The sequence below is a fragment of the Paracoccus acridae genome, assembly GCF_014642735.1.
In the GTDB taxonomy this organism is placed as follows: domain Bacteria; phylum Pseudomonadota; class Alphaproteobacteria; order Rhodobacterales; family Rhodobacteraceae; genus Paracoccus; species Paracoccus acridae.
In genome coordinates, this window is record NZ_BMIV01000031.1 from 1 (window position 1) to 19,178 (window position 19,178).

At 62.0% G+C, this 19,178-nt stretch carries 13 protein-coding genes and 1 pseudogene; 8 read left to right on the forward strand and 6 right to left on the reverse strand.

What is annotated here, in order from left to right:
- The first annotated feature begins 368 nt into the window (after positions 1-368).
- Positions 369-743, forward strand: coding sequence for a VanZ family protein (locus tag IEX25_RS18620; protein WP_188717153.1), 375 nt, complete (start codon positions 369-371; stop codon positions 741-743).
- Positions 744-1,147: 404 nt separating this feature from the next.
- Here the strand turns inward: IEX25_RS18620 and IEX25_RS18625 are convergent.
- The 5 genes and pseudogenes from IEX25_RS18625 to IEX25_RS18645 all read right to left on the reverse strand — a co-directional run.
- Positions 1,148-2,232 (reverse strand): annotated as a pseudogene (locus IEX25_RS18625) (IS3 family transposase); the annotation flags it as partial.
- A gap of 283 nt (positions 2,233-2,515) precedes the next feature.
- Positions 2,516-3,217: an SDR family NAD(P)-dependent oxidoreductase gene (locus IEX25_RS18630; RefSeq protein WP_188717155.1), complete on the reverse strand. Its 702-nt coding sequence runs from the start codon at positions 3,215-3,217 to the stop codon at positions 2,516-2,518.
- Between the two features lie 93 nt (positions 3,218-3,310).
- Entirely contained in the window at positions 3,311-4,117 is an 807-nt protein-coding gene (locus IEX25_RS18635) for an IclR family transcriptional regulator (protein ID WP_188717157.1), read from the reverse strand.
- Between the two features lie 92 nt (positions 4,118-4,209).
- On the reverse strand, positions 4,210-5,796 hold the full coding sequence (locus tag IEX25_RS18640; RefSeq protein WP_205049037.1) for a hydantoinase B/oxoprolinase family protein: 1,587 nt from the start codon (positions 5,794-5,796) through the stop codon (positions 4,210-4,212).
- A 14-nt stretch (positions 5,797-5,810) separates the two neighbouring features.
- Positions 5,811-7,865 carry a hydantoinase/oxoprolinase family protein gene (locus IEX25_RS18645; RefSeq protein WP_103173635.1) on the reverse strand — a complete coding sequence of 685 codons (2,055 nt, stop codon included), beginning with the start codon at positions 7,863-7,865 and terminating at the stop codon, positions 5,811-5,813.
- Positions 7,866-8,295: 430 nt separating this feature from the next.
- Between IEX25_RS18645 and IEX25_RS18650 the strand changes: the two genes are divergently transcribed.
- The 7 genes from IEX25_RS18650 (at position 8,296) to IEX25_RS18680 (ending at position 17,903) form a co-directional block, all read left to right on the forward strand.
- Positions 8,296-9,825, forward strand: a complete 1,530-nt coding sequence (locus IEX25_RS18650; protein ID WP_103173634.1) for an ABC transporter substrate-binding protein — start codon at positions 8,296-8,298, stop codon at positions 9,823-9,825.
- 80 nt (positions 9,826-9,905) lie between these two features.
- Positions 9,906-10,853: an ABC transporter permease gene (locus IEX25_RS18655; protein ID WP_103173633.1), complete on the forward strand. Its 948-nt coding sequence runs from the start codon at positions 9,906-9,908 to the stop codon at positions 10,851-10,853.
- Positions 10,850-11,662, forward strand: coding sequence for an ABC transporter permease (locus IEX25_RS18660; RefSeq protein ID WP_103173632.1), 813 nt, complete (start codon positions 10,850-10,852; stop codon positions 11,660-11,662). The genes IEX25_RS18655 and IEX25_RS18660 overlap by 4 nt, the downstream gene beginning before the upstream one ends.
- A 14-nt stretch (positions 11,663-11,676) precedes the next feature.
- Entirely contained in the window at positions 11,677-13,500 is a 1,824-nt protein-coding gene (locus IEX25_RS18665; protein WP_188717159.1) for an ABC transporter ATP-binding protein, read from the forward strand.
- 34 nt (positions 13,501-13,534) lie between these two features.
- Positions 13,535-14,941 carry an NAD(P)/FAD-dependent oxidoreductase gene (locus IEX25_RS18670; protein ID WP_103173631.1) on the forward strand — a complete coding sequence of 469 codons (1,407 nt, stop codon included), beginning with the start codon at positions 13,535-13,537 and terminating at the stop codon, positions 14,939-14,941.
- A gap of 109 nt (positions 14,942-15,050) precedes the next feature.
- Positions 15,051-16,517: an aldehyde dehydrogenase gene (gene aldA, locus IEX25_RS18675; RefSeq protein ID WP_188717161.1), complete on the forward strand. Its 1,467-nt coding sequence runs from the start codon at positions 15,051-15,053 to the stop codon at positions 16,515-16,517.
- Between the two features lie 540 nt (positions 16,518-17,057).
- Positions 17,058-17,903: an alpha/beta fold hydrolase gene (locus tag IEX25_RS18680; RefSeq protein ID WP_229665457.1), complete on the forward strand. Its 846-nt coding sequence runs from the start codon at positions 17,058-17,060 to the stop codon at positions 17,901-17,903.
- Positions 17,904-18,056: 153 nt separating this feature from the next.
- On the opposite strand, the gene IEX25_RS18685 is transcribed toward IEX25_RS18680, so the two are convergent.
- Positions 18,057-18,932, reverse strand: a complete 876-nt coding sequence (locus IEX25_RS18685; RefSeq protein WP_188717163.1) for a carbon-nitrogen hydrolase family protein — start codon at positions 18,930-18,932, stop codon at positions 18,057-18,059.
- Between the last annotated feature and the right edge of the window lie 246 nt (positions 18,933-19,178).

The window sequence follows — 19,178 nt, forward strand, 5'->3', positions numbered from 1 at the left end:
CATGGCGTGATCTCCCTGGCGGTTGGCGCCGCCGGTTGGGTGGGTGTCAGTTCACCCGGAGATTACGCCGCCTTCAAATTTCCACCACTTCCGAGACACGACCCAAGCGGCCTGATAGACGCTGATCCGGGTATCCGAAAGCGGCCGAAATGTTCAGCGGGGCATCGCTGCAACGTCTTGAGAACCGCTGGCAGGGCTGCAGCAGATGAAGGGCTTGCACAAGAAGTCGTGCGTCATCTTGCCGGCACCCTTGGCCTCGCGGCTGGTGACACTACAGCGCGAGTCCGGTAGTGAACAAGCCGCCGCTGCCCTTGTGGGCAGTTCTCTCCAATGCGACCCCGTTGAACTCCGCTCAACACAAGGCATTCATGCAAATACAGTCAAAACTGGCCATCGGCCTTTCGGTGCTGATGGTAGCGATCATTGCGCTGCTGACACTGACACCCGTCACGGCGCCCTCCCTGGGTTCGATCGAGCATGCGGACAAGATCTATCATGCCCTCGCCTTTGCAGGGCTAGCGCTTCCAATAGCCACGCTCAGGCCCGGCTGGCTGGTCGTTGCCGTTCCGGTCTATGCAGCCTTCGGTGGACTGATCGAGATCATCCAGCCTTTTGTGGGGCGTGACTGCAGTTTTGCGGATTGGGTGGCGGACCTCACGGGCGTCGGGCTGGGCATTGTTGCCGGACGCATACTCGTGGCTTGCGCTCGCCCGTTCCGCAACCGGGAGATTTGCGGTCAATAAGATCGTCCTTGATCGAACCGGTTCCTGTATAACGCAGGCTGGAGGATCGTCTCGCCCTCACAGCCGTCTTCACGATGAGCGGGAAGAGCCAAGTCATGCGGCTTGGCCTGGACCGTTCGGGCGGGCCTCAGTGGCAGGTTCCCGAGGCGCAGGACAAACCGCCCGCGACGGCGCCGATCAAGGCGCCCTTGGTCTTCGAGCCCCCTACCGCGTCTGCCACAAGCGCACCTGCGGCTGCCCCACCAACGGTTCGGACTGCGGCACTGTCCGTTGGGTTGTTGTAGCCTCCCGCGCATCCTGCCAGTGCTGCCGTCATTGCCAGAACTGCGAAACCGATCTTGAACATGTCGATACTGCCCCTTGTTGTTTTCTTTGAGGGAACTGCCTAACCCGGCCAGCCGGGGTTTAACATAGTCGCGCTTGAGCGTCTTCACGAATGCCTCCGAGATGCCGTTGCTCTGCGGGCTGCGGATCGGCGTGAAGCAGGGCTTCAGCCCGAGTTGACGGGCGAAGATCTGGGTATCCTTTGCGATGTAAGGCGGCCCATTGTCGGTCAGCATCTCGATTGTCGCTGGCGCGCGCAGTGCCTTGAACCGCCGCTCCACGGCTTCGAGCATGATGTCGCGGATGTCGGACCCGCTGATCCCGGCATTGACCACTGCTCTCCAGGCGATGATCTCGCGATCATGAGCGTCAATGATGAAGGCGCCGCGGACGATGTCGCCGTTCCAGCAGGCGAACTCGAAGCCATCTGAACACCAGCGGAGGTTCGAGCGCATCACGATGACCTTGCCGTCATGGATGTGCTGCGGCCGCTCGCAATACTTGCGGGCCAGCAGCAGGTTGTGTGCTTTCATGATCCTGTATGTGCGCTTGTGATTGCACGGCGCCAAGCCTTCCGATCGCAGTTGGCGGTTCAGGATTGCGGTGATGCGACGGTAGCCATAGGTCGGCCGCGCCGCCACGAGTGCTGTGATGAGCGGCACCAACGCCGCGTCTTGCGCTTTATAGTAGCGCCGCCGCGGCTTCGCTTTGCCCTGCAGCCGGTTGACCAGGTTGGAGCGGGAAACCCCCAACATCTCGGCCACCGCCTTCACTGGAAACCGCCCTTCAATGGCGACCCCGCGAGCAAGGTCGGTTTTTTTACCCGTGACTTGTCCAGGGCTTCCCGCAAGATCTCTGCCTCCAGCGTCTTGCGGCCAAGCTGGCGCTCAAGTTCACGGATGCGGCTTTCCATCTCGCGAACCACGCGATTGCTGGTCACATCGTCGTCTTCGGTCACCGCGACGCTTCCCCCTTCCAGCATCAGACGCCGCCAACGATACAACAGGTTTGGCGCCACGCCATTGCGCCGCGCCACGACCGAGATGCTGGCCTGTCCATCCAGCGTCTCCTCGACGATCCGCAGCTTCTCGGCGGCAGTCCAACGGCGCCGACGGCCGCCATCGGTGATGATTTCGATCTCTGACATAAGCACGTGCTTAGGCATATGCCTAAGCCTCCATGGTTATGCCCAAGTGTCCGGTCGAATTGGGGGCCAGTTCAAGACGGCTATCAGACGTGCTTGTGAGGATGTTCGCTCCTCGAACCGTTTGCTCTCCCTACAGATGCCTTTGCGGGTGCTGAAGGCTTCCCACCTGAAACACCCAAGTCCCCGATACGTGAGTTCGGCGTTTGATAATCCTGTTCATCGCGCAGGCTAACGAGGTGGAAAGTTATCTTACTGAATCAATGAAGGTCCACCTTAAACCGAAACCGTATAGGTGATCTCGTCAGTAGCAATCCTCAACCGTCCAATGAACCGGAATATCGGCGATAGAGGCGGTGGAGGGCAGTTCCAACACCATGGCAACGATACAAGCGATATCCTCGGGCTGGGTCAGGGCAGTGCTGTCGGCGGCCAGGCTTGACGCCATGTCGGTGGCGACAAAGCTGGGGCAGATCGCCGTAGTGCGGATGCGGTTATCGCGGCCGCATTGGCGCAGGCCATGCGCCAGCCCCATCAAGGCAAATTTCGAGATGCCATAGAGTCCCGAACCTGCGGATTTCACCCTTTTGCCAGAAAGTGAGGACATGAGGACGATCCGCCCAGCCTGCAGCTTTTCGGACCCGGTTTCGCCAAGATGCGGCCAAGCCAGTTGGGCAAGCCGTAGGGGTGATTTTACATTTACGTCCATCAACCGGTCAAATTCGTCGCCGCCTGCCTCCAGCACGTTGGCGCTGCTGTGGATGCCGGCATTCAGCACCAGGCCGTCCAAGCGACCGAAACAGGCTATCGTTTCCTTCATCCACTGCTGCTCGGACGCGGGGTCAAGGGCATCATAGCGGCAGGCAAGCACCTCTGGACCGAAAACGGGCGCCTCCTCGGGGCGTCGCAGGCCAAGACTAACCTGCCAGCCTTGCGCCTGCAGGCGCAAGGCGATTGCCGCACCTATGCCGCGCGACGCACCGGAAATCATCGCCACACGAGTCATCTGATGTCCTTTCTGCCGGTAGAAAATCCCCGGCGTTGCTGAGATAGCGGGCGGAGCGGGCAAGCAGCACCTCTTGCGGGAGGAAAGGGCGCGTCAAAACGGAGCGCGCACAACCTGACTACCCTCTGCGCGAGGCGCGATCTCGGCCTGACGACGGGCCTCGGCAATCGCCGCCTGCATGGTGGCAACAGCCTTTTGCTCTGCCGCCTCGTCCAGCATGTTCAGCGGCGCCATCAGAGAAATAGCGGCTTCCATCCCGCGCAAGTCATCATCGACCAGCGGAACGGTGAGGGTAAGGCTTTCGATCCCGGCACTGCGGCGGATGCCGCGCACGAAGCCATGCAGTTTGAAGCTCTCAACCTCTTCTTCGATCAGACTGAGGGGAATGCCCCAGTCGGCCAGGGTGTCCTTGTTCAGCGACAGGCAGCGCTCGCGGCTGCGGGCATCCATTTGCGCCAGGATGCACGACCCCGAAACCCCGACGCCCAAGGGGATCCGCCCGCCAATGCCGCTGACATAAGGCTGAGCGGCGATCTGGCCGTTCTGATAATCCAGACAGACCGTCTCCAACCCGGATCTTGCCATCAGATAGGTGGAAAGCTGGGTGCTGGCGGTGATCTCGATCAGGGCGGGACGATAGGAGGCGACAATTTCATTCAGGCCGGGGCTGCGCAGGGCAAGCGCATAGGTGCCTGCACCCAGCCGATAGTTGCCGCGATTGCCGCTTTGCACTACCAGTCCGTGATCGGCCAAGGCGACAAGTGTTCGATGGACCGAGGATTTCGCCTCATCCGTGGCTTCGGCCAAGGCTGCCAGCGCCATGCCGCGCCGCCCAGCCTGCCCCAGAAGGATCAGGATCTCGGCCGCGCGTCCGGCATTCGAAGACGATTGTTTGGCCAAGGACTTCTCCTGCTAGGCGGCGTTTTGCCCGCCAATCCACCCACCCTTTCGGGATTGGTTGGAATGGCGGGCAAGTCAAGCTTTTCGAACGATCAGACGAAGCGCTTTTCGCGCAGGTCGCGTGCCCGCAGATCATCCAGGCGCAGGGCCGGATCGCCATAGCCGCCCGCGCCAGGGGTGACGATTTCCAGCACATCTCCGGGTGCCAGATCGACCGAAGCGCGCTCAAAGCCGTTCCGGATCCCGTTCAGGGTAAAATGGCCCGAAGCACCCGGCTTGCCGCCCTCAAGACCCCAAGGCTGCGAGGTCAGCCGTGCGCCCATCACCTGCACGCGGCAGGCCTTTTCGGCGCGATAGACCCGGCGCAGACCCATGCCGCCGACGAAGGTGCCGTCGCCACCCGACCCATCCACCAGTTCATAGCGGCGCAGGGTGATCGGGTATTCGTTTTCCAAGGCCTCGACTGGCAGGTTCGAGGTGTTGGTCATGTGGACATGCACGCCGTCCAGACCATCCTTGTTGTGGCGCGCGCCAAAGCCGCCGCCGATGGTTTCAAGATAAACCCAGAGCGAGCCATCCTCGCGTCTGCCGTTGAAGCTTGCCACCGCAACCGAGCCGTTCGAGGCTGCCGTCACCCGGTCAGGCACCACTTGGGCCAAGGCGCCATGGATCAGGTCCACGACCCGCTGGCAGGCGGTGATCCGGCCATCCACGGCCGCTGGATGGGCGCAGTTCAGCAGCGTGCCCTCCACCGCATTGACGGTGATCGGGCGGGCAAGACCCGCATTCGGCAGGATCGTCGGATCGACCACGGTCTTGATCGCGTAATAGACGGTGGCCAGCAGCGCGGTATAGACTACGTTCAGACCTGCGGCGACCTGCGGCGGGCTGACGAAATCGAAGCTGATCTGGTCATCCTTCACCTCGATGGTGACCGAAAGATCAAGCGGTACTTCCAGCGCCTCGCTGTCGAAGGTATCCGAGAAGCGATAAACGCCATCCGGGATCGCCTTGATGCCCGCACGCATCTTGCGCTCGGCGTAATCCATCAGATCCTCGCCCGCAGCCAGAACCATGTCCAAGCCGTATTTGGCGCAAAGATCTGTCATGCGGATGACGCCCAGCCGGTTGGCCGCGATCTGGGCGCGCAGGTCCGAGATCCGCTCGGCAGGCACCTGGCAGTTCAGAAGGAACATGCGCTGGATATCCTCCTGCAGCTCGCCCTTGCGATAAAGACGGACCGGCGGGATGCGCAGTCCTTCCTGATAGATATGGGCATGGCCGCGGTCGGCAAAGTCCGAATGATGGGCGGTGTTGATCGCCCAGGCCACCAGCTTGCCTTCGACGAAGATCGGCTCGGCGATGACGATGTCGGGCAGATGGGTTCCGCCGCCCTCATAGGCATCATTGCCCATGAAGACATCGCCCTGTTCGATGCGGTCCTCTCCGAAATGGCGCAGGATCCAGGGGATGAAGCCGATGAAGCTGCCCAGGTGCATCGGAATATGCTCGGCCTGGCAGAGCATGCGGCCCTGTGCATCAAAAAGTGCAGTCGAGCAGTCGCGGCGTTCCTTGATATTGGTGGAATAGGAGGCGCGCACCAACGCCTCGCCCATTTCCTCGACGGTGGAGGCGAAGGCCGAGCCGATGACCTCGACTGTGATGGGGTTCAGTTTCATACGCGTCGCCATATTCACTTCGCGGCCTCCAGGATGAGGTTGAGATAGGCATCTACGGTTGCAGTCTGGCCCAGCGGCACGACAGTGGTGGTGTCCATCTGGTCGATGATCGCGGGACCCGCGACGACGTTCCCGGCTTTCAGCAGGGCGCGGTCATAAAGCTTCGCCTCCACGAAATCGCCTGCCTCCACCATCCAAACCGGACGCGCGCCGGTGATGGCGGCCGAGGCATCGGCGCCTTCCAGCGGTTGCGGCGCGAATTCGGCCTTTTGCACCAGACCGGCGGCTGCGGCGCGGAAAGTCACCAACTGCATCGGCTCGCCTTCAGCGATGAAGCCGTAAAGCTGCTTGTGCGCGGCGAGGAAGCCCGCCCGGATCGCCTCGAAAGTGGCCTGGGTGATCGGTCCTTCTGGCAGAATGACGGGAATTTCATAGTTCTGCCCGGCATAGCGGACATCGACGGTCAGGGTCACCTGGCGGGCATCGGGAACAATGCCCTCCGATGCGAACCAGGCGCCCGCGCGCTCAGTCAATTCGGCATAGATCGCCCCTACGCCTTCGATCGTGGCATCATCCAGCCGCATCAGATTGGTGATCGAGAAATCCGACCGCAGATCGGTCATCAGCAGGCCCATGGCGCAAAGCACGCCCGGAGTTCGAGGAATCAGCACGCGGCTCATCCCCAGTTCACGCGCCAGACGCGCAGCCTGAACCGGGCCTGCGCCCCCGAAGGCCACCAGCGTATAGTCGCGCGGATCGTGGCCACGCTGGACCGAGATCACCCGGATCGCCTTGGCCATGTTGGCGATGACGATGTCGAGGATGCCATTGGCGGTTTGCAGCATCTCCATGCCCAGCCTGTCGGCCAGCTTCTGGATCGCGGCGACCGAAAGGTTGCGGTCGATCTTCATCCGGCCGTTCAGCAGATATTCCGGGTTCTGGGTCTGAAGGACCACGTTGGCATCGGTCACGGTCGGCTCATCATTGCCAAGACCATAGCAGGCCGGGCCGGGATTGGCGCCGGCACTGCGAGGACCGACTTTCAGAAGCCCGCCGTTATCGACATAGGCGATCGAGCCGCCGCCCGCACCCACGGTATGGATGTCAAGCATCGGCACCTTCAGCGGATAGCCATGGACCACTGCCTCGTTGACAACGCGGCAACTGCCGTTGGTCAACAGCGCCACGTCCGAGGATGTGCCGCCCATATCGAAAGTGATGAGGTTCTCGATGCCGGTCATCTTGCCGATGGCCTGCGCGGCAACCACCCCGGTCGAGGGGCCGGAAAGCACCGTGCGCACGGGCATTTCGGAAGCGGTATCAAAGGCGATGACCCCGCCGTTCGACTGGGTCAACTGCGGTGCGACCTTCACGCCGATGTCGAAAAGCTTCTTTTTTAGCGCGCGGACATAGCCCTGCATGACCGGACCGAGATAGGCATTCACCACCGTGGTGGAAAGCCGCTCGAACTCGCGGAATTCTGGCGCGATGGCAGAGGACACTGCGGTGAACGCCTCGGGGAACTCCTCGGCGATGATCGCGGCGGCTCGGCGCTCGTGTGCGTCGTTGAGAAAGCTGTAAAGGAACGACACGGCGATGGATTTCACGCCTTCGGCCTTCAACTCGCGGATCGCGTCGCGGAAGGCATCCTCGTCCAGTGCCTCTTCCACGCTGCCATCGGCGCGCAGGCGCTCCCTGATCCCTAGGCGAAGGTCGCGGCTGACCAGCGTTTCCGGCTTGTTGGCTTGCAGATCGTAAAGATCGGGGCGCTTCTGGCGGCCGATTTCCAGAAGGTCGCGGAAGCCGTCGGTGGTCACAAGGCCGGTCTTCACGCCGCGTCCCTGGATGAGGGCATTGGTGGCAACCGTGGTGCCATGGCCCAGAAAGCCGATCTCGCCGGCTTCTGTGCCGACACGTTCAAGCCCTTCGGTCACGCCCTGGGTAATGCCGCGCGAAGGATCGTCGGGCGTCGAGGAAACCTTCCAGATCACCACCTCGCCAGTGGTGTCGTTGAACAGGCAGACATCCGTGAAGGTGCCGCCAGAATCCACGCCGATACGCCAAGTCATCAATGAAATCCCCGCTCTGTTGGGCGTCTTGTCCGTGATCGGCGGATTGATCTGGTGGCCCGCGAAAGAAGATCCATATCGAGCCGCGTGTCCTGCCGATCTCCACGGCATATCAGGCGCCAAAATTGCTTCAGGTCAACACTATTCTCAAAATCGGCACAACTTAGTTAATTAGTTCTGTTTATAGGAATAAAGTGCTGGGTTGTAGCTGTGAAGCAGGCAAGAACAGCGTCAAATCCTTCCTCATATTCCTATAATGAGAACTATAATAATTTTCACATCTGATAGATAGAATATTCTTGACCGGTCGAAAGCTGAGTCGCTAACGTCAGCCTCAATCCCGGTCGATGGAGGCGCTGAGGTGCCGACCAGACGGCTATAATGGAACACCTTCCACATCTGGCGGGCAGAAAAGCAGGGAAGCTATCGCATGAAACTGAATAGACGCAGCCTCTTGCAGGTCGCGACCGCCTCGGCAGCGCTTGTGGCGCTTGGCGGCCGCTTTGCCCAGGCGCAAGGCACCGAAGTGCTTCGAATCGGCCTTTCCACCTATCCGCCGCACCTGCGTCCCTGGGTGAACGTCGGCTACTCGGGCCATCTTCTGTGCGCGCTGATCAACCGCAACCTCATCAACTATGACGAAGCCGGGCAACTGGTCGGAGACTTGGCCGAAAGCTGGACCAACGACACGCCCACAAGCTGGCTGTTCACCCTGCGGGATGCGAAGTTCCACGATGGAAGCCCCGTGACGGCGGCCGATGTGGAATGGACCTTGGCGCAAATCGCCAGCGACGGCTCGGGTGCTTACATGTTCGACGCACTGAAGCCGATCACCGGCATCGAGGTTGTGGATGAGCGCAGCTTCCGCATCATGACCGATGCGCCCCTGGCGACCGTGCCTGCGCTGATGGCCTATCCCTTCCTGTCGATCCTGAAGGCGGATTCCACCGACGACGAGGAACAGGGTATCGGTGCCGGCCCCTATCTCATCGGCTATGCCGAGAAGGGCGTCTCGATCGACCTGGAGCCGAACAAGCATTACTACAAGGAAGGCCTGCCGCCCCTTAAGGGCATTACGATCACGCCCTATGTCGATGAAAGCGCGCGCGTGGCAGCGCTGAAGGCGGGCGATGTCGATCTGATCGACTATGTCCCCTGGTCTGCCATGGCCGCCGTCGATGAGGACGAGGCGCTGGATCTGCACAAGGTTGATGCGGGCGCCTTCATGTATCTCAGCTTCAACGGATCGGGTGTCTTTGCCGATCCCCGGCTGCGCCAGGCGGTGGCGCTTGGCCTGCGGCGCGACGAATTCGTGGAGTCGGTGTTCTTTGGCTATGGAGCCGAGATGACCGGCCTGCCGCGCAGCCCTTCCTCGCCCTATTACAACGAGGCTCTGGCCAGTATCTGGGGCTATGACCCGGACAAGGCCAAGGCTTTGCTGAAAGAGGCAGGTTACGAGAACGGGCTGGAGGTCAGCCTTCTTTCCACCTCGCAATATTCCATGCACCGCGACGTCGCCGTGCTGGTGCAGGCCCAACTGGCCGAGATCGGCATCAAGGTGAACCTGACCATGCCCGACTGGGCGACCAAGGTGAACCTTGGCACCAAGGGCGTGGGTGATTTCGGGGTCCAGGGCATCGGCCTTGACAACCTTGATCCCGATGGCGTCACCACGCTGATCGACCCCAGCCTTTCGCCTACCTACCTGCGCAGCCGCGGCTTCGAGGTCGAAGGCCTGAGCGAGCTTCTGGAAGCGGGCCGGTCCGAACTGGACGAAGCCAGGCGGATCGAGATTTACCGCCAGGCAGACGAACTGGTCGCCGCTGCCACGCCGGTTGCAGGCATCTGCTACCGCGCGACGGGATTTGCCTGCCGCAAGGAGGTGACCGGGCTGACGATGCTGCCCGACCAGCTATCGCCCTTTTCTTCGGTGCTGTTCGACAAGCTGAACCTGAGCTGATCCCGGACAGGGACTGCCCGCCGGGCGCGTGCCTGCCGCGCGCCCGCATCCACTGATTTCTGCAAACGAAAGGCGGCCTGATGGGATGGTTCCTTCGACGCGTGGCCCAGAGCCTGCTGATGCTCTGGGTGGTCATCTCACTGGTCTTCCTGTCCATCAACTTCGTGCCTGGTGATCCGGCTGAACTGCTGCTGGCCCAGGATGGCGGTTCGCCCGATCCGATCATGGTCGAAATGCTGCGCGAGGAACTGGGGCTGAACCGCCCCATGCTAGAGCAATATACCCGGAAGATGGGCGATCTGTTGCAGGGTGATCTGGGAACATCCATCGTGGATGGCAGCCCGGTCGGCCAAGAGGTGATGCGTCGCCTGCCGCGTACGCTGGAACTGATCGGGGCGGCGGGGATCCTCAGCCTGCTGATCGGGATTCCGGCGGGGGTTCTGTCGGCCCTGCGTCCGCGCAGCCTTTTCAGCCGCATCGCCGCCCTGCTGGCCGGAACCGCGCAGTCAATTCCGGTTTTCGTCCTTGGCACCTTGTTCGTGATCTTGTTCGCAACGGTGCTCGGTTGGCTGCCTGCCGGCGGCTTCACCCCCTTCGGCCGGGATCCGGGGCGGCACATGATGCTGCTGATCCTGCCTGCGGCCACCATCGCCCTTGGCCTGTCGGCCATCGTTTTCCGCATCACCCGCGCCTCGATGCTGGATGTTCTGCCCCTAGACTTCATCCGCACCGCGCGCGCCAAGGGCGTGCCTGCCCGCCGCGTCATCATCCGCCACGCGCTGCGCAATGCGCTGATGCCGGTCATCACCGTCTTTGCCCTGCAGCTGGGGGGCCTTCTGGCCGGGACCGTGCTGGTCGAGACCGTGTTCAACTGGCCGGGCCTGTCGGGGATGCTGGTCGCCGGCGTCAATGCCCGCGACTATCCCGTGGTGACCGGAGTGATCGTTGTCGTCTCGGCCTTCTACATCGGGCTGAACCTGTTGGTCGATGTCATCTATGGCTTAACCGATCCGAGGGTGCGCAAATGAAAAAAGCCTTCAAAAGCCCGCCGGGCATCCTTCTGCTGGCTATCCTGGCCCTAGCCTTCATCCTGCCCCTGTTTCCCCTGCCGGATCCCTTGGCCATCGATGTCGATGCACGTTATGCAGGCCCGTCGGCTGCGCATCTGCTGGGACAGGACGAATATGGCCGCGACCTGATGTCCCGGCTGATCCATGCCATGCGCTCTGCCATTGTCATCTCGGGCGGGGCGGCGCTGCTGGCGGCGATCATCGGCGTCACCATTGGCATCGTCGCGGGCTATGTGCGCGGCATATCCGAGGCGCTGTCGCTGCGGGTGATGGATGTGATCCTGTGCTTTCCGCCGCTGCTGCTGGCCATGCTGGCTGCCACGCTGTATGGCGCCGGGCCGAAAACGCTGGTACCGGTGCTGGCACTGGTCTTCGTGCCCAGCTTCACCCGCGTGGCCCATGCCAGTGTGATGACGGTGCGCGGCCAGGAATATGTCGATGCGGTCAAGCTGATGGGGGCATCGGCGCCGCGCATCATCTTTCGCACCATCCTGCCCAACATCGCCGGACCGCTGTTCGTGCAGTTCAGCTTTGTCGTCGTCATGTCGGTGGTGCTGGAATCGGGTCTTTCCTATCTGGGCCTTGGCGTCCTGCCGCCGGAACCTTCGCTGGGGATGATGATCGGCTCGGCCCGGGCCACATTTGCCGATCAGCCCTGGCTTCTGTTTGCCCCCTGCATGGCGCTGGTTGTTCTGGTGCTGGTGCTGAACGCCTTCTGCGATCACCTGCGCCATGTCTTCGATCCCCGCAACGGCTCGGGCGCATGAGAGGGATGAAGGACATGACAAAGGCCAGAACCCCGCTGTTGCAGGTGTCGAACCTGACCGTGGGCTTCCAGACCGGCCCAGGCTACCGCGATGTGGTGCGCGACGTGAGCTTTTCCGTCGCCGGTGGCGAGACACTGGCGATCGTCGGCGAAAGCGGCTCGGGCAAGAGCGTGACATCAATGGCGCTGATGCAGCTGCTGCCCCGCGCGACATCGCGCATCACCGGGCGGGTGGAGTTCCAGGGCACCGATCTTCTGACCCTGGATGAGCGTCGGATGGAAAGGATCCGGGGCGACCGCATCTCGATGATCTTCCAGGAGCCAATGACCAGCTTGAACCCGGTAATGACCATCGGGGCGCAGATCGCGGAATCCATCCTGATGCACCGCCGGATCGGCAGGGCCCAGGCAAGAGCCGAGGCATTGGCGATGATGGACCGCGTTCGCATTCCCTCGGCCGCCGGGCGCTTCGACGATTATCCGCACCAATTTTCGGGCGGGATGCGCCAGCGGGTGATGATCGCGGCGGCCCTGGCATGTCAGCCCGACCTGCTGATCGCCGACGAGCCCACGACAGCGCTGGATGTGACGATCCAGGCGCAGGTTCTGGACCTGATCAAGGAGCTTCAGGCCGAAAGTGGCATGGGCGTGATTTTCATCACCCATGACATGGGCGTGGTGGCCGAAGTCGCCGACCGCACCCTTGTCATGTATCATGGTGACGTGATCGAGGCCGGCACGACGACGCAGATCTTCGATGCACCCTCGCAGACCTATACCCGCGCGCTTCTGTCGGCGGTGCCCCGGCCGGGGTCGATGGCGGGGATTGATGCGCCCACGCCCTATCCGGTCTTCGACATCGCCGAGGGCCGGATGTCACCGCCCGCAGAGCGTCCCGATACGCTGCAAGCCGATCAGCCGCCGCTTCTTGAGGTGAAGGATCTGAGCAAGCGTTTCGCGATCCAGTCCAAGCTGTTGAAGCGGGTGACAGCGCGCGTCCACGCGGTCGAGGGAGTGAACCTCACCTTGCGGCGCGGAGAGACGCTGTCGATCGTCGGCGAAAGCGGCTGCGGCAAATCCACGACCGGCAAGCTTATCACCGGCCTGCATCCCCGCGACGAGGGCGAGGTGGTCATCGCGGGGCGCAAGCTGGACCGCGTGTCAGCGGCCGAGCGTGCCCATGACATCCAGATGATCTTCCAAGATCCCTATGCCAGCCTGAACCCTCGGCTTCGGGTGGGCGAAGCGATCACCGAGCCCCTGCGCATCCACGGCACCGTGCCGCGCGCCCAGGAAAGAGAAATTGCCGCCCAGCTGCTGGACCGCGTGGGACTGAAGGCCGAGATGGCGGACCGCTTTCCGCACGAGTTTTCCGGCGGGCAAAGGCAGCGGATCTGCGTGGCGCGTGCCTTGGTGATGAAACCCAAGGTCATCGTGGCCGATGAGGCGGTTTCCGCGCTGGATGTCACCATGAAGACCCAGGTCGTCAACCTGATGATGGATCTTCAGGCCGAGATGGGCCTGGGCTTCCTGTTCATCAGTCATGACATGGCGGTGGTGGAACGCATCAGCCACCGTATCGCGGTGATGTATCTGGGCCAGATCGTCGAGATCGGCCCACGGGCCGAGATCTTCGGCAATCCGCGTCATCCCTATACCAGGCGGCTGCTGTCGGCGGTGCCGGTCCCCGATCCCGCCCGTCGCAATCAGCGTGGCGCCGTCCCGGTGACGGAACTGAAAAGCCCGATCCGCCCGCCTGATTACCGCCGACCGGCGCAGCACTACACGCAGGTTTCCCCGGACCATTTCATTCTCGAGACCGGGGCGGAATCGCTGTGACCTCCCTTGCCTCCACCATCCGAGAAGCAGGAAAATGACCAAGATCTCTGTTCCCGTCACGCCTTTCACCGGCGACAGCACCCTTCCGAAAGCCGTCGATGTGGTGGTGATCGGTGGTGGCATCATCGGGATCACCACCGCGCTGGAACTGGCCGAACGCGGCGTTTCGGTGGCTGTCTGCGAAAAGGGTGTGATCGCGGGCGAACAATCCAGCCGCAACTGGGGCTGGACCCGCCAGATGGGTCGCGACGAACGCGAACTGCCTTTGTGCATGCATTCGGTCACGCTCTGGTCGCAGATGAATAACCGGATTGGTCGTGACACCGGTTGGCGGCGGACCGGCATCGCCTATCTGTCCTATACCAGGCGCGATCTGAAGGGCTGGCTCAACTGGGCCGAAATCGGCAAACGCCACGGGTTGGATGCCCGCATGCTGAGCCAGGCCGAAATCGCCGAGAAGCTGCCCGGCAACAATGGCGGTATTCTTGGCGTGCTGCACACCGGCTCGGACGGGCGGGCGGAACCCTGGATCGCGGTTCCCGCGATGGCCGAGGCCGCGCGCGAGAAAGGCGCTCATATCCTGACGAATTGCGCCGTGCGCGCGGTAGAGACCAGTGCGGGTCGGGTATCCTCGGTTGTGACCGAGCGAGGCGAGATCCGCTGCTCCTCGGTGGTGCTGGCAGGAGGCATCTGGTCGCGGCTGTTTGCCGGCAACATGGGCATCGATTTTCCGCAACTGAAGGTGATTGGTCCGGTCGCGCATGTCGATGGCGTCGAGGGGCTGACCGACATGCCGGTAGGGGCGGGCGATTTCGCCTATCGAAAACGCATCGACGGCAGCTTTACCGTGGCGGTGCGCAACAAGAATCTGGCTCCGCTGACGCCCGATCACTTCCGCCTGCTGACGGAGTTCTTCCCCACCTTCCTGACCACTTGGCGCGAACTGAGCCTGCGCTTCAACGGCACCTTCTTTGAAGAACTGATGACCAGGCGCAAATGGCGTCCCGATCAGCAGTCGCCGTTCGAGGCAATCCGTACCATGGATCCGCCATCCAGCAGCGCCTTTACCCGCGCCGCCTTGCGCAATCTGACGCGGGCCTTTCCGGGCTTTGCCAAGGCGCGGGTGCTGCGCGAATGGGGCGGCGTGATGGATGCCACCCCGGATGCAATCCCGGTGATCAGCCCGGTCCATACCCGCCCCGGCTTCTATCTGGCCTCGGGCTTCTCGGGGCATGGCTTCGGCATCGGGCCGGGGGCCGGGCAGCTGATGGCGGATCTGATCACGTCCGATACGCCCTCGGTCGATCCGGCTGTCTTCGACATCGCCCGGCTGCGCCCGAAATACGGCCGCGCTGCCGCAGGGATCAGCGCGCGGCACGCAGACCAAAAGGCAGGTTGGGACACGGGCGCGATCAGCCGGAAAACCGTTCTCAGGCCGTAGGCGGTCTTGAGACAGACATCCGGCCTTCGTTGGTGAAGGCCTTGCAACACCCGAAAGCCGGTGTCGTGGCCCTGGCCACTATCCGACTTGCTGAATGGAGGATCACAGCATGACCCGCAAGATTTCCAACGGCTTCTCCGAGAAGCCGCAGGATTACCGCAACTATGTCGATGGCGCCTTCACTGCCGCCAGCGGCGAGATGATCGAGGTGACTAACCCCGCGACCGGCGCGCTTCTGGGCCGCATCCCGGAAACTTCAGCCGCCGAAGTGGACGCCGCGGTCAGGGCCGCGCGCGCCGCGCAAGGCGATTGGGAAAAGCTGCCCGCCATCGAACGCGCAGGCTTTCTGCGGCAGATCTCGGCCAAGGTCCGCGAACATCGCGTCGAATTAGCCGACGTCATTGTCAAGGAACAGGGGAAGATCCGCAGCCTTGCCCAGGTCGAGGTCGATTTCACTGCCGATTACATCGACTACATGGCCGAGTGGGCGCGCCGGATCGAAGGTGAGGTGCTGACCTCGGACCGTCCGAATGAGACCATGCTTTTGCTACGAAAGCCACTGGGCGTCGTGGCGGGGGTGCTGCCCTGGAACTTTCCGTTCTTTCTGATCGCGCGCAAAATGGCGCCGGCGCTGGTGACCGGAAACACCATTGTCATCAAGCCCAGCGAAGAAACTCCGCTGAATGCCTATCTGTTCGCCGAACTACTGGCTGAAACCGATTTGCCGAAAGGCGTCTTCAACCTGGTCGGCGGGCGCGGGCGCACGGCGGGTGAGGCGCTGATCGCGCATCCCGGAATCGACCTGATCACCTTCACCGGAAGCGTGGCGACTGGCTCTCACATCATGCAGGTGGCAGGCCGCAACCTGACTAAGGTGAACCTGGAACTAGGCGGAAAGGCACCGGCCATCGTGCTGAAGGACGCCGATCTGGATCTGGCGGCCCAAGCGATCCATGCTTCGCGCGTGATCAACACGGGCCAGGTCTGCAACTGCGCAGAACGCGTCTATGTCGAACGCGAAGTCCACGATGCCCTAGTCGAAAAGCTGAAGACTCTGTTTGAGGAAACCCGCTATGGCGACCCCTCGGTAGAGGACGACCTACACATGGGTCCACTGATCAACCAGGCCGGCCTGGACAAGGTCGCCGAGGCCGTGAAAATGGCACGCCAGCAAGGGACGACGGTGGTCACGGGCGGGGATCATGCGGATCTGGGGCAGGGGTTCCACTACAAGCCAACGCTGATCACCGGAGCGACGGCTGAGATGGACATCATGCGCCACGAAACTTTCGGCCCCGTCTTGCCCATCCAGATCGTGGACAGCCTCGACGAGGCGATCTCACTGGCCAATGACAGCGACTATGGCCTCACCTCGTCGATCTATACCCGCGACCTGAACTCGGCCATGCAGGCCGCGCGCGAGCTGAAGTTCGGGGAGACCTATATCAACCGCGAGAACTTTGAGGCAATGCAAGGTTTCCACGCAGGCCGCCGCAAGTCGGGCATCGGCGGGGCGGACGGCAAGCATGGACTCTATGAATTCACCACGACTCATGTCGTATACATCAAAGGCTAGATCGCCTAGCTCTTGCCCGCCAAGCTCACTGTAGCTTGGCGGGCATATCGAAATCAAAATGCGTTTGAGCCATAAAAGAACGCTGCCAGCAGTGTCCCAGTATTGGGAGTTGGACAGAGGTGGGCTTTCGGAGAAAGCTGATGAAGCATTTTCCTTTGCTGATACCTCTAGGATCCATAACACTGGTACTGCGTGGACGATTTAAAGGCCTTGATCCCAAAGTCTCTGCAAGGAACAAGGCTGGCCCTGACATGCCGGCGCCATGACCTGCATCCGTAGCAATTTCGCCCGCACATGGCGGCCCATGGTTCAATGCCGCTCGATTGCGGTTTCGTCCCATACGGCTATGGTTGTCCGCGTGAGCCCACACCTGCGGACATACGCCGCTCCACGTCAGCTGTTTCTGGTTCGAAACCTGCTGTTGCGGCCGTAGCCTGATCGGGCAATCCGATCCACCAGATGATGGAACTGGTGGCCCCGTCAGATTGCAGAATGCAGCCATCAAGAGAGAGCATGACAAACCCCCGAGAGCGTTACTGGGTGATAGACGACCTTCCCTTGACCGGACTTGCGTGGGGACCGGACTACGGAACGCCTGTGCTGGCGCTGCATGGATGGATGGACCATGCTGGCAGCTTCCAGATCCTGGCGCCGCTCCTGCACGGCTGCCATGTGATGGCCCTGGACCTGAGCGGGCAGGGCCACAGCGGCCATCGCGCAGCCCATGCCACATACAACATCTGGGATGATCTTCCCCAGATCGTCGGAGTGCTGGATCAGCTTGGCTGGCAGGACTGTGTTCTTCTGGGTCATTCCCGCGGCGCAAACATCTCTGCGCTGCTTGCAGCAGCGCTGCCCGAAAGGGCCCGGGCCTTTGTCGCCTTGGACTCACTGGTGCCAGAGCCCACCAAAGACAGCGTCGTTGCCACGCTGCGGGCGTTCTTCCAGCAGACGCGTAGCCAAGCCGAGCGTCCAGCGAGAATCTTCAAGGACCGGGATGCCTACATCACCCGCCGTGTGAAGCAGGGCAATTCCGTTGGGACTGCAGAGGCGCTTGCCGGCCGAGCCCTTGAGGAAACGCCTGAGGGATTCCGGATGCGCGGTGATCCACGGCTATTTGCCAGTTCCGCCATCAAGCTGACGCAGAGCCAGGTCGACGACGTTCTGCAGGCGATCCGGTGTCCGATCCTGAACATCTGGGCCACCAAGGGTATCCTGCAGTCCCGCCCCAAGTTTGCCGGTCTGGTGCGACGGGCTGAGAACCTTGTCTCGAACTACGAGAAACTCCAGCTTGCCGGCGACCATCACCTCCATCTCGAGGCTAATGCCGCCCGTCAGATCGCCAAAGCCGTGCTGGCGTGCCTGGAACGGCATGGCCTTCGGTGACAAGAGAGGGCTCATCAGGATAGTACGCCTCCCAAGATGACGGCCGGTTGAACCCAAAGCCACGGTATGAATAAGCGTCGGACCCAATGCCCCAACTGAGCGCAATCCTTTGTCCTCCGCCATATTGGGATACACCTGGTCCAGCCATCAGCGTCAAAGATGCGACGGCCAGTTGCGGTAAAGCCTAGCCCGACGGCGACGATCCTTGAAGGTCGTGGCGGCACCGCTTGCGCGGTTCTCGTGGAGCAGATCGAGGTTGATCGTGCCGGTGACCGCCATTTCCACGTTGATTTGTGCTTCCGCGATGATGCCTGCCGGATTGTCCCAGGCCATGTCGCAGGGACCCAGGATAGAGCTGCGCGCCCATCCGTTGGGCAGGGGAGCGCCAGGCTGTCCGCCAAGGCAGCAATGGACCTGGTACACCTGGTTTTCGATGCAGCGCGATTGTGCGCAATGCCTCACGCGCCAGAAGCCTTGTTCGGTAAAGGTGGCCGAGGGCGTCAGGATCAGCTCGACCCCCTGTTCGGCAAGCGCGGCCGCACATTCGGGGATCTCGGCTTCATAGCAGATGTTGAAGCCCACCTTTGCGAAGGGCAATTCGAAGGCCTCCATCCTGTCGCCCTCGGAGGTGGACCAGTTCGCCTCGGCAGGGAAGATGTGGGTCTTTGAATGCCTGTAATGCTCTCCATCCGGCCCGAAGAGATGGGCGATGTTCTCGTACCGCCCTGCCGAGACCTCTTCGAGATGCGAGCCTGCGGCGATGAACTGGCCGCGGCGCCTGGCCTCGGACCGGAAAAGCTCGTGATAGGCCTCGGTATGCTCAGCGATCCTGACCAGCTCGGCAATCGGCCGGTCCCGCCACGCGGGCAGCGTCGTGAAAAGCTCGATGGTGAACAGTTCGGGAAAGATCGCGATGTCCGAGCCGCCTGCCTGGTCCAGAAACGCGCGGACCCGCGCCGCCATGTCCTCGAAGCTGCTGATTTCCCGCACCAGATACTGGCAGGCCGTTATGGTAACCTCACGCGGCATGGTTTTCCCTCTCCATTATGGGTGGTGAGGAAACGCGGGCCCGGTCCGTTTGTCCATGCTTGCCGTGGCGGCGGTATTTACATCCCTGGATCCCGTCAGGGCCGCGGCTCTTTCGCAAACCGCCGGACAAGATATAGACCGCCCGCAGCACTTTTGGATTTAGGCAGCCAACTGGCAGAACTGCTGGAACGGACGCAACTCGGCCTGAACTGACCTTTGCGGATCATGTTTACGGTCTCGATGCCT

Bases quoted from the DNA above. Each gene is read 5' to 3' on its own strand.
- IEX25_RS18620 (WP_188717153.1), top strand. From the start codon at position 369: ATGCAAATACAGTCAAAACTGGCCATCGGCCTTTCGGTGCTGATGGTA.
- IEX25_RS18630 (WP_188717155.1), bottom strand. From the start codon at position 3,217: ATGACTCGTGTGGCGATGATTTCCGGTGCGTCGCGCGGCATAGGTGCG.
- IEX25_RS18640 (WP_205049037.1), bottom strand. From the start codon at position 5,796: ATGAAACTGAACCCCATCACAGTCGAGGTCATCGGCTCGGCCTTCGCC.
- IEX25_RS18645 (WP_103173635.1), bottom strand. From the start codon at position 7,865: ATGACTTGGCGTATCGGCGTGGATTCTGGCGGCACCTTCACGGATGTC.
- IEX25_RS18650 (WP_103173634.1), top strand. From the start codon at position 8,296: ATGAAACTGAATAGACGCAGCCTCTTGCAGGTCGCGACCGCCTCGGCA.
- IEX25_RS18655 (WP_103173633.1), top strand. From the start codon at position 9,906: ATGGGATGGTTCCTTCGACGCGTGGCCCAGAGCCTGCTGATGCTCTGG.
- IEX25_RS18660 (WP_103173632.1), top strand. From the start codon at position 10,850: ATGAAAAAAGCCTTCAAAAGCCCGCCGGGCATCCTTCTGCTGGCTATC.
- IEX25_RS18665 (WP_188717159.1), top strand. From the start codon at position 11,677: ATGACAAAGGCCAGAACCCCGCTGTTGCAGGTGTCGAACCTGACCGTG.
- IEX25_RS18670 (WP_103173631.1), top strand. From the start codon at position 13,535: ATGACCAAGATCTCTGTTCCCGTCACGCCTTTCACCGGCGACAGCACC.
- aldA (WP_188717161.1), top strand. From the start codon at position 15,051: ATGACCCGCAAGATTTCCAACGGCTTCTCCGAGAAGCCGCAGGATTAC.
- IEX25_RS18685 (WP_188717163.1), bottom strand. From the start codon at position 18,932: ATGCCGCGTGAGGTTACCATAACGGCCTGCCAGTATCTGGTGCGGGAA.